9 protein-coding genes are annotated in these 16959 nt (G+C 44.0%); 7 read left to right on the top strand and 2 right to left on the bottom strand.

What is annotated here, in order from left to right; translation table 11 throughout:
• Positions 1-12 precede the first annotated feature (12 nt).
• From VYM24_RS04600 to VYM24_RS04570, 7 genes are all read left to right on the top strand, one after another.
• A complete protein-coding gene (locus tag VYM24_RS04600; RefSeq protein ID WP_330941582.1) occupies positions 13-2559 on the top strand; it encodes a glycoside hydrolase family 31 protein in 2547 nt (848 codons plus the stop codon).
• A 299-nt stretch (positions 2560-2858) separates the two neighbouring features.
• Entirely contained in the window at positions 2859-5612 is a 2754-nt protein-coding gene (locus tag VYM24_RS04595; RefSeq protein WP_330941581.1) for an MGH1-like glycoside hydrolase domain-containing protein, read from the top strand.
• 373 nt (positions 5613-5985) lie between these two features.
• On the top strand, positions 5986-9108 hold the full coding sequence (locus VYM24_RS04590; RefSeq protein WP_330941580.1) for a SusC/RagA family TonB-linked outer membrane protein: 3123 nt from the start codon (positions 5986-5988) through the stop codon (positions 9106-9108).
• A gap of 34 nt (positions 9109-9142) precedes the next feature.
• Positions 9143-10963 carry a RagB/SusD family nutrient uptake outer membrane protein gene (locus tag VYM24_RS04585; protein ID WP_224321019.1) on the top strand — a complete coding sequence of 607 codons (1821 nt, stop codon included), beginning with the start codon at positions 9143-9145 and terminating at the stop codon, positions 10961-10963.
• Between the two features lie 8 nt (positions 10964-10971).
• On the top strand, positions 10972-12003 hold the full coding sequence (locus VYM24_RS04580; RefSeq protein WP_330941579.1) for a family 43 glycosylhydrolase: 1032 nt from the start codon (positions 10972-10974) through the stop codon (positions 12001-12003).
• A gap of 65 nt (positions 12004-12068) precedes the next feature.
• Positions 12069-12995, top strand: a complete 927-nt coding sequence (locus VYM24_RS04575; RefSeq protein ID WP_330942213.1) for a family 43 glycosylhydrolase — start codon at positions 12069-12071, stop codon at positions 12993-12995.
• 22 nt (positions 12996-13017) lie between these two features.
• Entirely contained in the window at positions 13018-15039 is a 2022-nt protein-coding gene (locus tag VYM24_RS04570; protein ID WP_330941578.1) for a hypothetical protein, read from the top strand.
• Between the two features lie 179 nt (positions 15040-15218).
• Here VYM24_RS04570 and ybeY read toward each other — a convergent pair whose 3' ends face one another.
• Positions 15219-15629: an rRNA maturation RNase YbeY gene (gene ybeY / locus VYM24_RS04565; protein ID WP_007216662.1), complete on the bottom strand. Its 411-nt coding sequence runs from the start codon at positions 15627-15629 to the stop codon at positions 15219-15221.
• A gap of 19 nt (positions 15630-15648) precedes the next feature.
• A complete protein-coding gene (locus tag VYM24_RS04560) occupies positions 15649-16881 on the bottom strand; it encodes a nucleoside recognition domain-containing protein (RefSeq protein WP_330941577.1) in 1233 nt (410 codons plus the stop codon).
• Between the last annotated feature and the right edge of the window lie 78 nt (positions 16882-16959).

The following is a 16959-nucleotide window of genomic DNA, read 5'->3' as shown; positions in this document are numbered from 1 at the left end:
ATCAATAGTACCATGATGAAGAAGTTGATACTTATCCTTTGCATTTTGCAGGGTGTCCTGTTGTCACTGCAAGCGCAGGGTGAACAGCAGAATATTGCTTATACTGATAACAATGTACGGTTTACGGTCATATCGGATGGAACGCTCCGTTTGGAGTATGCTCCGGATGGAAAATTTGTAGACGACAAGTCTTTTATTGCTGTAGACCGTTTATATCCGCAGGTTGATTACAAACTGAAGACAAGGGGGGCATGGATTGAAATAACCACCTCCAAGATGAAAATGCGTTATAAAAAAGACAGTGGGCGGTTTACGAGCGATAATCTGATAATCGGAGCTGTAAAGGGGGCATTCCCCTTCACCTGGAAGCCCGGAATGCAGCAGAAAGGCAATCTGAAAGGCACATATCGTACTCTTGATGGGATGGACGGTGATATACAGACTCAAACTTGGGTGTCTGATACGAAGAAAGGGGATAAACTGAAACTGGAAGACGGCCTGTTGGCAACCGATGGCTGGTCGCTCATTGACGATTCCCGCGGACTTTTGTTTGATAATGATCCGGACTGGGACTGGGCTAAGGAACGCCCCGCTAATGAAGGGCAAGACTGGTACTTCATGGCTTACGGGCATGACTATAAACAGGCCTTGAAAGACTATACTCTTTTTGCCGGCAAGATGCCGTTGCCTCCCCGTTACGCATTTGGCTATTGGTGGTCGCGTTATTGGCTGTATTCTGATAAAGAGTTCCGTAATCTGATCGATAATTTTCATACTTATCAGATACCTTTGGACGTGTTAGTGGTGGATATGGACTGGCATTATACCGAGAAAGGTAAGGGAGGCTGGACAGGCTGGACCTGGAACAGGGACTTATTTCCGAATCCTCAGGGGTTCTTGAAATACCTGAAACAGAATAACGTGAAAGTGACACTCAACCTGCATCCTGCAGACGGAGTGGCCGCTTATGAAGAGAAATATCCGGAGATGGCTAAGGACATGGGTGTAGACCCGGCTACAAAACAGACGATCCCTTGGATAAATTCAGATAAGAAGTTCATGAAGAATATGTTCAAGAATATCCTGGCTCCCATGGAAAAAGACGGAGTGGACTTCTGGTGGCTGGACTGGCAGCAGGGAATGTTCGATTCAAAGATGAAGAATCTGAGTAATACCTGGTGGATTAACTATGCATTTTTCAGCGATATGGAGCAACGTCGGGAGACACGTCCGATGCTCTACCACCGCTGGGGAGGATTGGGAAACCATCGTTATCAGGTCGGATTCTCGGGTGATGCTGTGATTTCATGGAAGTCACTTGATTTCCAACCCTATTTCAATTCTACAGCTTCCAACGTGTTGTACGGTTACTGGAGTCATGACCTGGGCGGACATATCGGTAGCCAGATAGATCCCGAAATGTATACCCGCTGGTTACAATTCGGAGCATTAAGTCCGATTATGCGTACCCACTCCCAGAAAGGGGCTAAGCTGAATAAAGAACCCTGGGTGTTCGACAAGGAATATTGTGATATTATCCGTGAAACGATTCGCCAACGCTATGTGATGGCTCCTTATATCTACACCATGGCTCGTAAGGGGTATGATGACGGATTGTCTCTTTGCCGTCCGATGTATTATGATTATCCGGAGAACAAAGAAGCTTATGACTTTGGCAATGAGTATATGTTTGGAGATGACGTTCTGGTTGCACCGGTCACTACTCCGGCCAAGGATGGTTATGCACAGGTACGTGTATGGTTGCCGGAAGGAGAATGGTACGAATGGCATACGGGAGCTTTACTGGAAGGTAACCGGATTGTAGAACGCTCTTTCGCTATTGATGAATATCCAATTTATGTAAAGGCGGGTGCCATACTTCCTTTGTATCTGGAGAACGTGATGGACCTTAACGGTAATGACGAAGAGATAGCGGTGACGGTGTTTCCCGGTGGAAGCGGTACAACGGCATTTAATTTGTATGAAGATAACGGAAATGATAAGAATTATGCATCCGAGTATGCCGTAACTAAGCTGACTTCTGCCCGTAGTGGTAATGAGCAAACGATTGTTATCGGCAAGCGCGAAGGTGGCTATAAAGAAATGCCTCTTGTCCGTCCGTTCACGGTGAAAGTGCTTTCATCCCTGCTTCCCCAGTCCGTCACGGTAAATGGAGTTCCGACAGAATACAGATATTCGGCTGAAGACTTTGCATTGCTGGTAGATTTGCCGGAATTGCCTTGTAACCAGGAAAAAGTGATTAAGATCGTTTATCCGTCCGGGAAGGTGGATATGAACGGACTTTTAGGGGCATCCAAAAGAGTAGCCCGGTCTATGGAACAACTGAAGTATCGTAATTCGTATATTGTCTTCAAAGAAGAGTTCGGTAGAATGGGTAGTTTGAATGAGGCTGTGATGTATGCTCCGTCTGAAATGACCGCTTTGATCGCTGATTTCTGGAAGAGTTATCATGAATTGCCTTCAGTATTGGAACGGCAGGGTTTGAAGAGCGAGCAGGCAACATGGTTCCTGCAATCCGTTTGCTGGGGTGAAAAGTAACTCCGGATATGTCCGGAATAGGAGTTACTGAATGAGGTATCAGTGGTTTGCTTGTTGGGATTTATGAAATCGGATAATACTCTTTGTTTCTTTTGTAACTCTTTGATTAACAGTAGGCAAAAATGCTCTATAATGAGGTAACGACTGAATAGGGATGAAGTAACGAGTGAATGGCAATGAAGTAACGACTGATATAGGTTAAGGTAACGACTGTTTCATAACGTAGGATTGCTGTAAATGATTCTGTAAATTAATGATGAAAGCGCACATAGTGCCGAATACTAAAGCTATAGTAATAGATGAAACGATACTTGATGACATTTCTGGCCGCATTTCTGGCTCTTTACTGTGCAGGAGCTGTTTTTCCTTTGCCTTTTTCGGGCAATAGCCATGATATAGCGTCATTGCATACATGGGGGCCTTACTCGAAACGTTATGCCGGCATCTCGCACATACCTGATATGCGTAAAGGGATACGTTTTGACTTTTCGGTGATGCCCGGGTATTACCGGAACCGCCAGTTGGTGCCGCATGTCCTGTTCGAATCATCCTACTATCCGTGGGAAATAAATCCGGAGATGACCCGCATCACCTATCGCTATGAACTGGAGTGGAAAGACCGGGTTTATACGGATGTTACCTATCATATATTGGATGATAACCGTACACTGGTCGGGATACGTTGTGTTAACAATACGAGTATGCCCCAAAATCTGGTCTTGAATCAGATGGCGTATATAGATTATCCTGAGACATATCCGCAGGTAGCGGTTTCGGATACAGCCGGTCTGCAATGGTATAATGCCATTGACTATATTGAGAATGAACCTGCCAGTAAATCCCCTCAATACAGATTGGTGTATGACGGATGGCAACGGAATGAGGAGCGCAGTGCTTCGTCACTCGACGGTTCCATACTGGGGAGAGGGTTCGGCAGGAATGAAGGTGACCGGTTGAGCTATCTGGTAAACATCCTTCCGGGGCAGGAAGACGGGGCGATAGGCATCCGGTTTAAGATAAAGAAAGGGGAGAGTGCCGTGCTGCGTCTGAAAGGATTGGTAGAACAATCTGTAGAATTGGAAGGTACGGGGGAATTCTCCTTCTTGTCAGTTCCTTATCATGGAAAGAAGGCGGGAGAATATAAACTGGAACTTGTTTCGGGCAGTACTGTTGCAATTAGTCTGGATGGGTTCTTTATAGGGGATGCTAACGATATAAACAATGTGAATGTAGTCCGCGCACCGATTCCTTTCACCCCTGTAATGGAGGTGGGAGAAACCCAAAAGGATTTTATCTTGAAATATAAGGGTTGTAGCAACTATTATGGCGTGGCGTGGAACTACCAACATTCGGAAGTCAGGGAGATACTGAACGGTGAATTGGAGTCTTTTTTCCGTAGAAGGGTGCATGAACATGTATCTTCAAGGTTGATTGGGGACAGGAACTGGCATTATGCCAATGCTTTTTTGCGCCCTATCGTACTGGAAGCTGACTCGGAACAGACCATTTACATGCTGGTGTGCAGTGGGAATAAAGAACAGGTGAAGCAGGAATTGCAGGATTTCCATTCGACACCGGATAAACTGGTTGCACGGATCAGTTCAGCGGAAAAAGCGAAGCCTGAAGACCAGGTGCTGCCAGGCGGAGAGAAGTATCTTCTGGGAAATCGCCTGCTGCAAGCCTCACTCTTGTCGAATATCGTATATCCGGTTTATACACAGAAGGAATACATCAGACATTTTACGCCGGGTAAGAATTGGAACAGCCTTTATACCTGGGACTCCGGTTTCATTGCGTTGGGACTGATTGATGTGGACCCGGTCAAGGCTTTCGAATGTATCAAGGCTTATACAACTCCGGTGGGGAGTGAATCGGCTTTCATACATCACGGTACCCCGTTACCCATTCAGATGTATGCTTATGCTGATTTGTGGAATAACAGCCTGTCACAGGAAGCGCTGAGATTCTTATATTCCAGGCTGAAACAATATTTTGATTTTATGGTCGGAGCTGATCCGTATTCACCTACCCGAATGGCAGGTTCCGGTCTGCTTCGTACATGGGATTATTTCTATAATTCCGGTGGATGGGACGATTATCCGCCTCAACATGCATTACGCGGTAATAAATCGCAGTATCAATCGGTGACTCCTGTGGTTACCTCTGCTTATTATCTGCGGGCGGCGAAGATTCTGCGCCTGGCAGCGAAGGAACTGGGGCTGAAAAAGGATGTGAAGGAGTATGAACGGATCATCAAACTCTTGTCGTATGCCCTGCAAACTTACTCTTGGGATGAAGAAAGCGGATACTTTGGATATGTAGTCCATGATTCTTTGGGAAATGCAAAAGATATCTTCCGGTATAAGGATCGATCTAATTTTAATAAGGGACTGGATGGGGTCAGCCCTTTGGTAGCAGGTATTTGTTCTCCCGCTCAAGTGGACCGGTTGATGGAACATTTGTTTTCTCCTGACGAACTGTGGACTAAAGTCGGGCTTTCAACGGTCGATCAGTCTGCTCCTTATTATAAAGAAGATGGATATTGGAACGGTGTTGTCTGGTTTCCCCATCAGTGGATGATGTGGAAGGCTCTGTTAGATTTGGGTAAAGGGGAAGAGGCTTACCGAGTGGCACATACAGCTCTGGATAATTGGGAGAAGGAGTGTGAAGAAAGCTATTTCACATTCGAGCATTTCATCATTTCGTCGGAGAGAGGAGCAGGGTGGCACCAGTTTTCGGGGCTTTCATCTCCTATATTAAATTGGTTTGCAGCATACTATAGGCCGGGTAAAGTTTCCACTGGTTTTGAGGTATGGATTACGAAGAGTGATTTTAATGAGAATCATTCCGCATATAAGGCTGAACTCTCTTTTGATGATTCGACAACACCTCATGAGCGTTGCATGATTGTCTGTATGGATGCAGGACATCAATATGAAGTATTCTTCAACGGAAAACCAGTTCAGTACAGGTCTGGCCATGCAGGAATGTTGGAAATTACTTTGCCGGCTACAAATAAGGCGGGAAAGCTTGTAATCCAAGCTCTTGATTGAGAGTTTTTGATAGCATTATTTTCTTTCATATTCATTATCAGCCTCTATTGAGGAATGAGATGCCTATTTCACAGGACGTGAAATGGGCATCTTGTATTATCTTCTTGAAATAATATTTCTTTTGCTCTTTTTTATGGTATGAAAGTTTGTCAATAGGTTCGTTGTGCTATCTCTAAGTAATAAGTGGAATAATATATTCGTCTCATTATTGAAAATTTTGTGTCTATCACAGTTTTGGATGCTCCTGACGGGTAAAATGGGACATTTTTTCTCTTTTTAGGGATTACTGTATCATCAGTTATTCAATCGAATCTCTACTTTTGTCTTGCTTTAAAGCCAAGTAAGTCTTTACAATTTTTTAAAATTTAATATTATGAAGCAGAAGATTTTAAGATTCTTTTCTGATGCAAGGGTTAGGATGTTACTCCTCCTCCTGATTTCTACAATTTATGCTCAAGCTCAATCGGGCAGAATCGTTACGGGTGTCGTTAAAGATGCCACGGGCGAAACAGTAATCGGTGTAAACGTTACTGTAAAGGGTAATGCTGCTTTGGGTACTATTACCGATTTAGATGGTAAGTATTCATTGAACGTTCCTGCACAAAAATCTACTTTAGTATTCTCATTCATTGGTTATCAAACGGTAGAAAAAACGATTGATGCCAACGCAAGAACTCTGAATGTTACATTAGTGGAAGATTCTAAGTTGCTGGATGAAGTTGTTGTGGTGGGTTATGGTACGATGAAGAGAAAAGACGTAACGGGTGCTGTGGCACACGTTGGCGAGGAAGTGACAAAGAACAGAGCTGCAACAAATGCTCTTGACTTCCTGGTTGGTACGGTTCCCGGTGTGCACATCACTCCTTCTACTGATGCAGGTGGCGGTGCCTCCGGACTTTTGATTCGTGGTAAACAATCCTTGAAGGCCAGTACTTCTCCTTTGATTGTTTTGGATGGTGTGGTATTCTATGGTAATATTGATGATATTAATCCGAATGACATTGAAAGTATGGATATCCTGAAGGATGCCAGCTCTACTGCTATCTACGGTTCGAAAGGATCGGCAGGTGTCATTCTTATCAATACCAAGAGAGGTTCTTCCGAGAAACCTATTATCAACGTAAGTACAAAAATAGGTGTTTCACAAGCTACTTTTATGCCGGAGATGCCTACTGCTGAACAGTATATGCAGAGGCGTGTTGATTACTTCAAAACAATCGATTACTTTAAGCCGGGTGAACAACAGCATGGCTTGGGTTACTATGATAATCCCGACAATTTGCCCGATGGTGTTTCTCGTGAACAATGGGCAGGCTATGACAGCTCTTTCTCCGGTGATTATATTGAAACCTGGATGCAACGACTGGAATTCAATCCTATTGAGGTTAACAACTATAAAGCCGGTAAATTCGTTGACTGGATGGATCTCGTCTATCAGAATGGTTTGAGACAGGATTACAGTGCCTCTGTTTCCGGTAAGACGGCAAGAACCAACTATTATGTGTCGTTAGGTTACACTAATAATGATGGTATTGTAGTAGGTGATCAATTCCGTGCTTCAAGATCACGTGTGAATTTGGATACTGAGATTACGAAATGGTTGAATATTGGTTTGAATGCGCAGTTCGTTCATAAAGGCTCGGATGATATTAAGGCAGATACAGGTGCAGCTAAGGCAGCCAGTCCCTTTGGAGACGTTTATGAGGCTGATGGAAGTATCAAGGTTAGACCTTGGGATGACAACCGTATTGCCAATCCGTTATTGAATCGTTCGGTGGATGATAAATATTACAGAACGCAGACCTTTAATTCTAGCGTTTATGGTAAGCTAACTCTTCCTTTCGGATTTACCTGGCAGACAACTTTCAATGTGCGTTATGGCTGGAGAAAGGATTACTATTTTGATTCTGATATCAAACCGGGTGTAGTAGCAGGTGGTAAAGCAAAACGTGTGGACTATTCAGACTATGAATGGAGCATTGATAACATGTTGAAATGGAACCGTACTTTTGCTAAAATTCATAACTTTGACTTCACTTTCGTATATACTGCTGAAAAGTACCAGAACTGGCAGAGTACAGGAAACAATGAAGGTTTCCAGCCGAATGGCGCACTGAGTTATCATGGTATTCAGGCCGGTATAACTCCTACTGTCAGTGCAAATGACGAAATGCAGACTGGTAATGGTTTGTTGTGGCGCTTGAATTACTCTTTGATGGACCGTTATTTGCTGACAGGTTCTGTACGTCGTGACGGTTTCTCAGCTTTCGGACAGAATAATCCTTTCGGTGTATTTTCTACAGTTGCTGCCGGATGGCGTATATCAGAAGAGAAGTTCTTGAAGGATGTTGAATGGATTAACAACCTGAAGCTGCGTCTTTCCTGGGGACAAACCGGTAACCGTGACATCGGCCGTTATGCTGCCTTCTCAAGATTAACTATTACCAACGTTATTCAGAATGGGGTAAACTATAAAGGTGTATATCCTTCAAGTTTGGCTAACAGAGATTTGAAATGGGAAACTACTACCGGATTCAACTTCGGTGTTGACTTTGGATTGTTCAACAACAGACTGAGCGGTTCTGTAGAACTTTATAAGAACAAAACGAACGATTTGTTGATGGACCGTGCTATGCCTGAAATCTCAGGATATGGTAATATTGCTTCTAACTTGGGAGAAATTGCTAATCAGGGGGCTGAGTTGACTTTGTCAAGTGTAAATATCAATACTTCTAATGTACGTTGGAATACCACCTTTACTTATTCTACTAATAAGAACGAAATCAAGCACCTGTACGGTGATATGATTGATGTGCTGGATGCAGATGGTAACGTTATCGGTCAGCGTGAAGACGATGATGTACAGAACGGTTGGTATATCGGACATGCTATTGATGAAATCTATGATTATAAGTGGATTGGTGTATGGCAACTGGGTGAAGAATTGGAAGCTGCAAAATATGGCAAGCAGCCGGGTGACCCGAGATTGCTGGATGTTAATAATGATGGTAAGATCAATGATGATGATAAGCTTTGGTTGGGTACAAAAACTCCGAAGCATCGTATGACGTTGAGCAGTGACCTGAATTTGTTCAAATGCATCAATTTCTCTTTTGTGCTGCGTGGGGAATTCGGTTGGATGGATATTGATAACCTGCCGAGAAATGAAACTAATCGTTTCTACAATACTTCAAACTCTGTTTGGACCGAGTATTGGACGCCATGGAATCCGAATAGCAAGTATGCTCGTCTAGGCGCAAATATCGACAGCCCGGGTGTGAACATTTACGAAAAGAGAAACTACGTAAGAATGCAGAATATGGCATTGTCTTATACATTTCCGAAGAAGTTGATTAACAAGTTTATGATCGATAATTTAAGATTCAGTATTAATGTGGATAACGCATTTGTTATCTCTAAATGGAGAACTTCTGATCCTTTGACTAAGGCCATTACTCCACGCATCTGGACATTTGGTGTAGACATTACCTTATAATCTGATAGAACGATAATTAAATAAAGATATTCAAATGAAAACAAAGAAATATATACTAAAAGGTCTGGCAAGTTGCCTGATAGCTGCCAGTCTTTCTGCTTGTGTTGATCTTGAACCGAAGGCGATGTCGTTCCTGACACCGGAGAACACTTTTGTTGATAAAGCAGGTTTGGAAACCATGCTTCGCCTCTGCCGTAAACAGATGAATTTTGAATGGTTTGGAGACGCTTTCAACTCCGGAAACTGTGAAACCTATTCTGTATATGAATATGCTTGGTCTGACCTGGCCGTTATGGGTGGTCCTGAAACGAAGGAAATCCATAATATGGTGACTCAGTTGACTCCAACCACTAATATGTATCTGCATCTTCGTTACTGGGTTTTTGGCTGGAACGGTATCAAGTATGCCAATACGGTTATTACCCGTGCTCCTGAAGCTGAAGGTATGGCTTCGGAAGAAGACAGAAACGCTTGTTTGGCAGAAGGGTATTTCCATCGTGCTTACTGGTATTATCTGTTGACTAACCAATTTGGAGATGTACCTTGGATTGGAGAAGAAATTACCGGTGCAAAACTGGACTTTAATACCGTTTCCCGCAAGACTATTCTGGCAAATATCAAGAAAGATATGGAATATGCCGTACAATGGTTGCCAAAAGAAGTAATCCGTGGTGCTGTGAGCAGAGCTGCAGGTGAACATTTACTGGCTAAAATATGTCTGGCTACCGGTGACTTCCAACAGGCAGTAGATGCAACTACTCGTTGTATCAATGATTACGGATTGCGTCTGATGACCGAACGTTTCGGTATCAATATGGATGATAAGAGTAAGGACGTATACAACGACCTGTTCCAGGAAGAGAATATCAGTATTGTTGAGAACAAAGAAGGCATTATGATCGGTCAGGAAATCTACGGTCTGGACGGATGTTCTTCTCCAAGCGGTTCAAAACGCAAGCGTAACTTCGTGCCGCAGTGGCATGCCGGAAGCAAAATGAAGACACCGGACGGAAAGAACGGAACGACTGATGCATCAGGTATTTATGATGGATACGAACAGTTGGAAGAACTGGGTAGAGGTCTTGCCAAGATACGTCCTACCAACTATGCACAATATGAGTTGTGGAAGAATTGTGGAGATGATATGCGTCATAATTCCAATAACTGGTATGATAAGTCACGTATCAAATATAACCTGCCGGCTTCAAAGGGAGGTAGTGCCGCTTACTTCGGTCAACCGGTTGATCCTGCTTACTGTACCGATACCATGCGCTGTTATTTCTCTTTCCCGATTGTGAAGGTTCTGATTGATAAGGATGATCCGAATGCAGGCGGTAAAGTACCTGTAGGTGGTTTCACTGACCAGTATATCTTCCGCCTTGCCGAAACTTACCTGAATAGAGCTGAGGCTTACTGGTGGTTAGGCAAGAACGATCTGGCTACTGAGGATGTGAATACAATCCGTCGTCGTGTGAATGCACCGGAACTCTCATCTGTTACACTGGAAGATATCCTGGATGAAAGAGCCAGAGAATTGTTCCTGGAAGACCATCGTAAGACTGAGTTGACTCGTATTGCCTTCCTGAAAGCAGAAAAGGGCATAGATGGATATTCACTCAATAACTTTTCAGAAAAGAACTGGTATTATGACCGCATGATGGAGAAGAATAATTTCTTTGCAACAGAATATTATTATTCAACCAATGCATTTATCATGAAGCCGTATCACGTGTTGTGGCCCATTCCGCGTAATGCCATAGAATCCAACACTCAAGGCCGTATCAATCAGAACTATGGTTACGACGGTTATGAAGATAATATCCCGGTAGAAGAACTTGAACAAAGATATAAATAAGATAATATATGAGAAGTAAATATATATTGTTTGCCTTGGCTCTGACAGGAGCCTTGGCATCCTGCTCGGACGACGATAATAAGGGAACTGCAAACTATAAGAATCCTTATTCAAACCCATTGACAGACTACAGCGTAGGTGACCCTACTGTCTGGAAAGAAAATGATCATTCATTTTATGTATATGCTACCAATACATCTGTGGTCCGCAAGTCGGAAGACTTGATTCATTGGACAGACGGCGGTAAGATGTTCGATAAGAAACCTACATTCGTTACGGAATCAGGTGCGGCAGTATGGGCACCGGATATCGAAAAAGTGGGTGATAAATTTATCTTGTACTATGCCATGTCTGCCATGGGCAAGCCTGCAACTGCCGGTATCGGTATTGCTTCGGCTGACTCTCCCGAAGGTCCTTTCACATTGGATATATCAGTAGACGGAAAAGGAAAGTTGTTCACTTCAAGTGAAATTGATGTAAGAAACTCCATCGATCCTTGTTTCTTCGAAGACAACGGACAGAAATGGCTGGTTTGGGGTAGTTTCAACGGTTTGTATGCTGTGAAGCTGAATGAAGACGGTACGAGAGTATACCCCGACATTGCAACGGCCAAGAAAGAAAGAGTGCAGGTTGCGGGTACTGCTTTTGAAGCACCTTACATTCATAAACGTGGCGATTATTACTACATGTTTGCATCTGTCGGTTCATGCTGTAACTCTATGTTGAGTACTTATACTACGGTTGTCGGCCGTTCCACTTCTTTCTTAGGCCCGTATGTGAATAAGAACGGAGAATCAATGCTGGACAATAAATATGAAGTGCTGATCAGAGCCAATGATCGTTTTGTAGGGCCGGGTCATAACTCGGAGATTATAACGGACAGTGAGGGTAATGAATGGATGTTATACCATAGTTATGACAGACACACCCCGAGCAAAGGACGCTATTTGATGATTGACCGGATTGTTTGGGAGAATGATTGGCCGGTGATTGCCGGTAATAGTCCATCTACCGAGGCAGAAGCTCCGGTTTGTAAATAAGTAATAGTGAATATATGCAGAAAATATTGTTAATCGGAGCCTTTCTCGCCATAAGCAGTTTGCTTATGGCGAAAGGGCCCGTCAAAAACTATCAGAATCCGGTTGTAAATTATAGCCTGCCCGATCCCTCTGTTATCAAAGGGGAAGATGGTTATTATTACCTGTATGCCACCGAAGATATCCGAAACTTGCCTATCCATCGTTCAAAAGACTTGGTGGAGTGGGAGTATGTGGGTACTGCTTTTACCAAAGGCACTCGTCCGGATTTTGAACCTAAAGGAGGACTCTGGGCTCCTGATATCAATAAAATAGGTGATAAATACGTGCTTTATTATTCTATGTCTGTCTGGGGTGGCGAATGGACCTGTGGTATCGGATGTGCCATTGCCGATAAGCCCGAAGGCCCTTTTACAGATCATGGAAAGATGTTCCGCAGCAATGAAATCAATGTACAGAATTCCATTGACCCTTTCTATATAGAGGATGGAGGAAAGAAATATCTCTTTTGGGGTAGTTTCCGGGGAATTTACGGCATTGAACTGTCGGATGACGGACTTTCTGTTAGGAAAGGTGCCAAGCTCCGCCGGGTGGCAGGAACAGCCTATGAAGGAACATATATTCATAAAAAAGATGGTTATTATTATTTCTTTGCATCTATAGGAACTTGCTGTGAAGGATTGAAAAGTACTTATACTACGGTTGTAGGTCGTTCGAAGAAACTTTTTGGACCTTATGTGGATAAAAACGGTAAGAAGATGCTGGATAACCACCATGAAGTACTGATTCATAAGAATGAGGCTTTTGTAGGTACCGGACATAACTCAGAGATTGTAACGGATAAGGCGGGTAATGACTGGGTGTTTTATCATGCAGTGAGTACCAAGAATCCCGGAGGTCGTGTGTTGATGCTGGATAAGGTTGATTGGAAAAACGGATGGCCATCCGTGTCTGGCAATTCTCCGTCATCAGAATCCGAAAGGCCTGTATTGTAAAATAGTAAAATGAAGATTGAATATGAGGTTAAAAAGATTGTTTTTAGGGATAATGCTTTCTGCGGGCATTGCAAATATTGGAGCGGCAAACTATATTCCAGAGAATGTTTCCGTATCTTTAAAAGTTCCGGGAAATGATGCCAAACACTATTCATTAACTCTCCGGAAAGTACAGGATGGCGTGTACAATTGTCAGCCTTCCGAGAATCTGCCGCTGGTCATTACCCGTCAGGTTACGGAGAAAGATGGAAAACAACGCATCAATGTTGTCATCAAAGCTCTGGAGAATGTGTATTTCAATTATGGAGAGCAGATAAAAACCGGTTATAAGCATGATGACTGCCAGTTCTATATGCCCGGTTTCTGGTATCGTCGCAATCTGCGTTCACCCAAGGAAGCACCTTCATTCCATACTTCCGATAGTTGGTTGGTGCGCGAGGATCGTCTGAGTACTCCGCTTACAGCAGCTTTCAGTCCTGCAAATGGTAAATCAATGTCGGTTATCCGCATTGATAAGTTTGACAAGGAGGCGTTGGCCACTCACAAAGAAGGAGAGGTCATTGTGTCCGGAGAAACATCCATAGGCTATACCGGATTTGAAAATGTGGGAGGCATGACTGTGCTTTCTTACGGCTTTCCGTATCGGGAAGCTCCGAAAACTTATATTCGTAAATTGACTTTAGCTCCTGCCGTTGAGGCTTTCCAGTCGCTTCGCAAGGGAGACAGCATTACTCTGACCTGGGAGTTGGCGGAAATAGATGCTGCCGATTTCTCTGAGTGCGTGCAGCGTACCTGGGAGTATTGCTACGATACCAACCGCCCTCAGCCTGTTGATACACCTTATACGGTGGACAGAATGAAAGAAGTACTCAGCAATTTCTTTGTAGAAAGTTATGTGGACAATACGCCTACTCATTACTACTCAGGCGTGGAACTGAAAACGGCTACTTGCGATCATGTGGATGTTGCCGAAATCGGATTTGTGGGACGTACGTTGCTCAATGCTTTCAATGCACTGGAATATGGTACGCAACAGAACCGCCGGGAATTAATGAACAGTGCCAACAGCGTTTTTGATACGTATCTTCAGAACGGTTTCTCTCCGGCAGGGTTCTTCAATGAGGTGGTACATTACAATCGTGGCTTTAAAGAATCCAAGCATAGCATCCGTCGTCAGTCAGAGGGTGTGTATGCCGTGCTGAATTATCTGAGTTACGAAAAGCGGCAGAAGCGCAAACATCCTGAGTGGGAGAAGCGTATCAAAGGTATTTTGGATAGCTTCCTGCGTTTGCAGAACGAGGACGGCAGCTTCCCGCGCAAGTTTAAGGATGATTTCTCCATTGTAGATGGAACGGGTGGAAGCACCCCTTCGGCCACTTTGCCTTTGGTGATGGCTTACAAGTATTTCAAGGATAAACGTTATCTGGAGAGTGCGAAACGCACGGTGGGCTATCTGGAGAAAGAACTTATCTCCAAGGCCGATTTCTTCTCTTCGACCCTGGATGCAAATTGTGAGGATAAAGAAGCTTCCCTGTATGCCGCTACTGCTACGTATTATCTGGCTTTGGTTACTAAAGGTGCAGAACGTACACATTATGCCGAACTGTCGAAGAAAGCGGCTTATTTTGCTTTATCCTGGTATTATACCTGGGACGTTCCTTTTGCCGAAGGACAGATGCTGGGTGATATCGGTCTGAAAACCCGTGGCTGGGGAAATGTATCGGTGGAGAATAACCACATAGATGTGTTTGTTTTTGAATTTGCCGATGTATTGAATTGGCTTTCGAAAGAATACAATGAATCTCGTTTCTCAGAATTTGCACAGGTGATTTCTACTTCCATGCGCCAACTTTTGCCGTACGAAGGTCACATGTGCGGTGTAGCCAAAGTGGGCTTTTATCCCGAAGTTGTGCAGCATACCAACTGGGATTATGGTCGCAATGGAAAGGGATACTATAACAATATCTTCGCTCCGGGTTGGACGGTGGCTTCCTTGTGGGAACTCTTTTCTCCGGGACGTGCGGAGAAGTTCTTATTGAAATAAAAAGATGGATATAAAATACAATGTGCATGAGTCATAATCTCATGCACGTTGCATCTATATATCCTGCATATCCGATCTATATATCCTATACATCCGGTCTATATGTCCTGCGTGTCCCATCTATATATCCTGCGCGTCCCATCTATAGATGCTCTAAACAGCTACTTTCTTTCGTTTCTTTATCGCATAGCCAGAGCTTTATTCTCTGCAGCTTCCATAATCTCCCGTTCTCCTGGTCCTTTATCATTAATGCCGCAAAGATGCAGAATACCGTGGATAATAACCCGGTGTAGCTCCGTTTCATAGTCACTGCCGAACTGTTCTGCATTGGTACGTACCGTGTCGAGGCTGATAAATAAATCTCCACTGAGGCGATTGCCCTCGCAATAATCAAAAGTGATGATATCCGTGTAGTAATCATGTTGCAGATACTGGCGGTTCACCTCAAGTATTTTCTCGTCGGAACAGAAAATATAAGCGATTTCACCGACTCTTTTCCCGTAAGTGGCGGCAACGGCTTTGATCCATTCTGTGGTTTGGCTCTTTTTGATGGCGGGCATTTCTACACCGTCTGTCTGATAGGAAATCATATCAATTCACAATTAAAAATTAAAAGAAAAACAGATAGCTGATGATGATGGCGGCGATGATACCTGCAAAGTCCGCTATCAGTCCGCAAGTGACGGCATTACGCGTTTTGGTGATGCCTACGCTTCCGAAGTAGACAGCCAGGATATAGAAGGTGGTATCCGAAGCACCGCGGGCTACACAACTCATTCGCCCTACGAAAGAATCTGCGCCATACTCCTTCATGGTGTCAATCATCAGTCCGTTGGCACCGCTGCCACTCAGCGACTTCATCAGTGCGGTTGGCAAAGCGCCTACAAAGCTGGTGTCTGCGCCGAACAATCCCACAACGTAACCGATGCCGCTTACCAGCATGTCCATTGCGCCGGAAGTGCGGAATACGGCAATACCTACCAGAAACGCTACCAGATATGGAATGATGCGCACGGCCGTGGTAAAACCTTCTTTGGCACCTTCTACGAAGGCATCATATACATTTATTTTCTTCCATAATCCCCAGACTATGAACAAAAGAATGATGCTGAACAGGATAACGTTGGCAATCAGTGTGGAATACGTGCCGATTTCTTCCCGGCCAAGCCTCATAAACAAGTAAATCAGCCCTGCAAAGAAAAGGCTGATGCAACCGATGAGGATAAGGATGGGCTTGTTGATCAGGTTGATACGTTGGGCAATGCTGACGGCAATCACTCCCACAAGGGTGGAGATGGCTGATGTGATCAGTATGGGGATGAATATGTCGGTAGGCTGTGCAGCGCCCATCTGGGCACGATACATCATGATGCTGATAGGGATCAGGATCAATCCGGAAGTATTGAGCACCAGGAACATGACCATCGGATTGGTTGCCGTATCCTTTTGGGGATTCAGTTCTTGCAGTTCCTTCATAGCTTTCAAACCCATTGGGGTGGCTGCATTGTCCAGTCCCAGCATATTGGCGGAGAGATTCATAAAGATGGAACCCATGGCAGGGTGTCCTTTGGGTATTTCGGGGAAAAGACGGCAGAACACCGGACTCAGCCAGCGGGACAGCGCGTTAATCATACCGCTTTGCTCACCGATCTTCATGATACCCAGCCATAGAGAAAGGATGCCCGTCAGCCCCAGTGATATTTCGAAGGCTGTTTTCGAGGAAGTGAATGTTGAATTGACAAGCTCCGTAAAGATTTCTGTGTTGCCCATAAACAGGAGCTTGATGAGTGCCACAATGAAAGCAATTACGAAGAATGCTACCCAAATGTAATTTAAAACCATAAAATAACGCGTTGATTTTCGTGCAAAAGTAGGAATATCTTTCTATTTAGCGTGATAAATGGAAAGATTATTGCATTT

The sequence above is a fragment of the Bacteroides sp. MSB163 genome (assembly GCF_036416795.1).
Taxonomy (GTDB): domain Bacteria; phylum Bacteroidota; class Bacteroidia; order Bacteroidales; family Bacteroidaceae; genus Bacteroides; species Bacteroides maternus.
Note: the sequence above shows the minus strand (reverse complement) of the source record. Positions and strands in the feature narration are given on the sequence as shown.

Bases quoted from the DNA above. Each gene is read 5' to 3' on its own strand.
- VYM24_RS04575 (WP_330942213.1), top strand. From the start codon at position 12,069: ATGGCGAAAGGGCCCGTCAAAAACTATCAGAATCCGGTTGTAAATTAT.
- VYM24_RS04570 (WP_330941578.1), top strand. From the start codon at position 13,018: ATGAGGTTAAAAAGATTGTTTTTAGGGATAATGCTTTCTGCGGGCATT.
- VYM24_RS04595 (WP_330941581.1), top strand. From the start codon at position 2,859: ATGAAACGATACTTGATGACATTTCTGGCCGCATTTCTGGCTCTTTAC.
- ybeY (WP_007216662.1), bottom strand. From the start codon at position 15,629: ATGATTTCCTATCAGACAGACGGTGTAGAAATGCCCGCCATCAAAAAG.
- VYM24_RS04585 (WP_224321019.1), top strand. From the start codon at position 9,143: ATGAAAACAAAGAAATATATACTAAAAGGTCTGGCAAGTTGCCTGATA.
- VYM24_RS04590 (WP_330941580.1), top strand. From the start codon at position 5,986: ATGAAGCAGAAGATTTTAAGATTCTTTTCTGATGCAAGGGTTAGGATG.
- VYM24_RS04560 (WP_330941577.1), bottom strand. From the start codon at position 16,881: ATGGTTTTAAATTACATTTGGGTAGCATTCTTCGTAATTGCTTTCATT.
- VYM24_RS04580 (WP_330941579.1), top strand. From the start codon at position 10,972: ATGAGAAGTAAATATATATTGTTTGCCTTGGCTCTGACAGGAGCCTTG.
- VYM24_RS04600 (WP_330941582.1), top strand. From the start codon at position 13: ATGATGAAGAAGTTGATACTTATCCTTTGCATTTTGCAGGGTGTCCTG.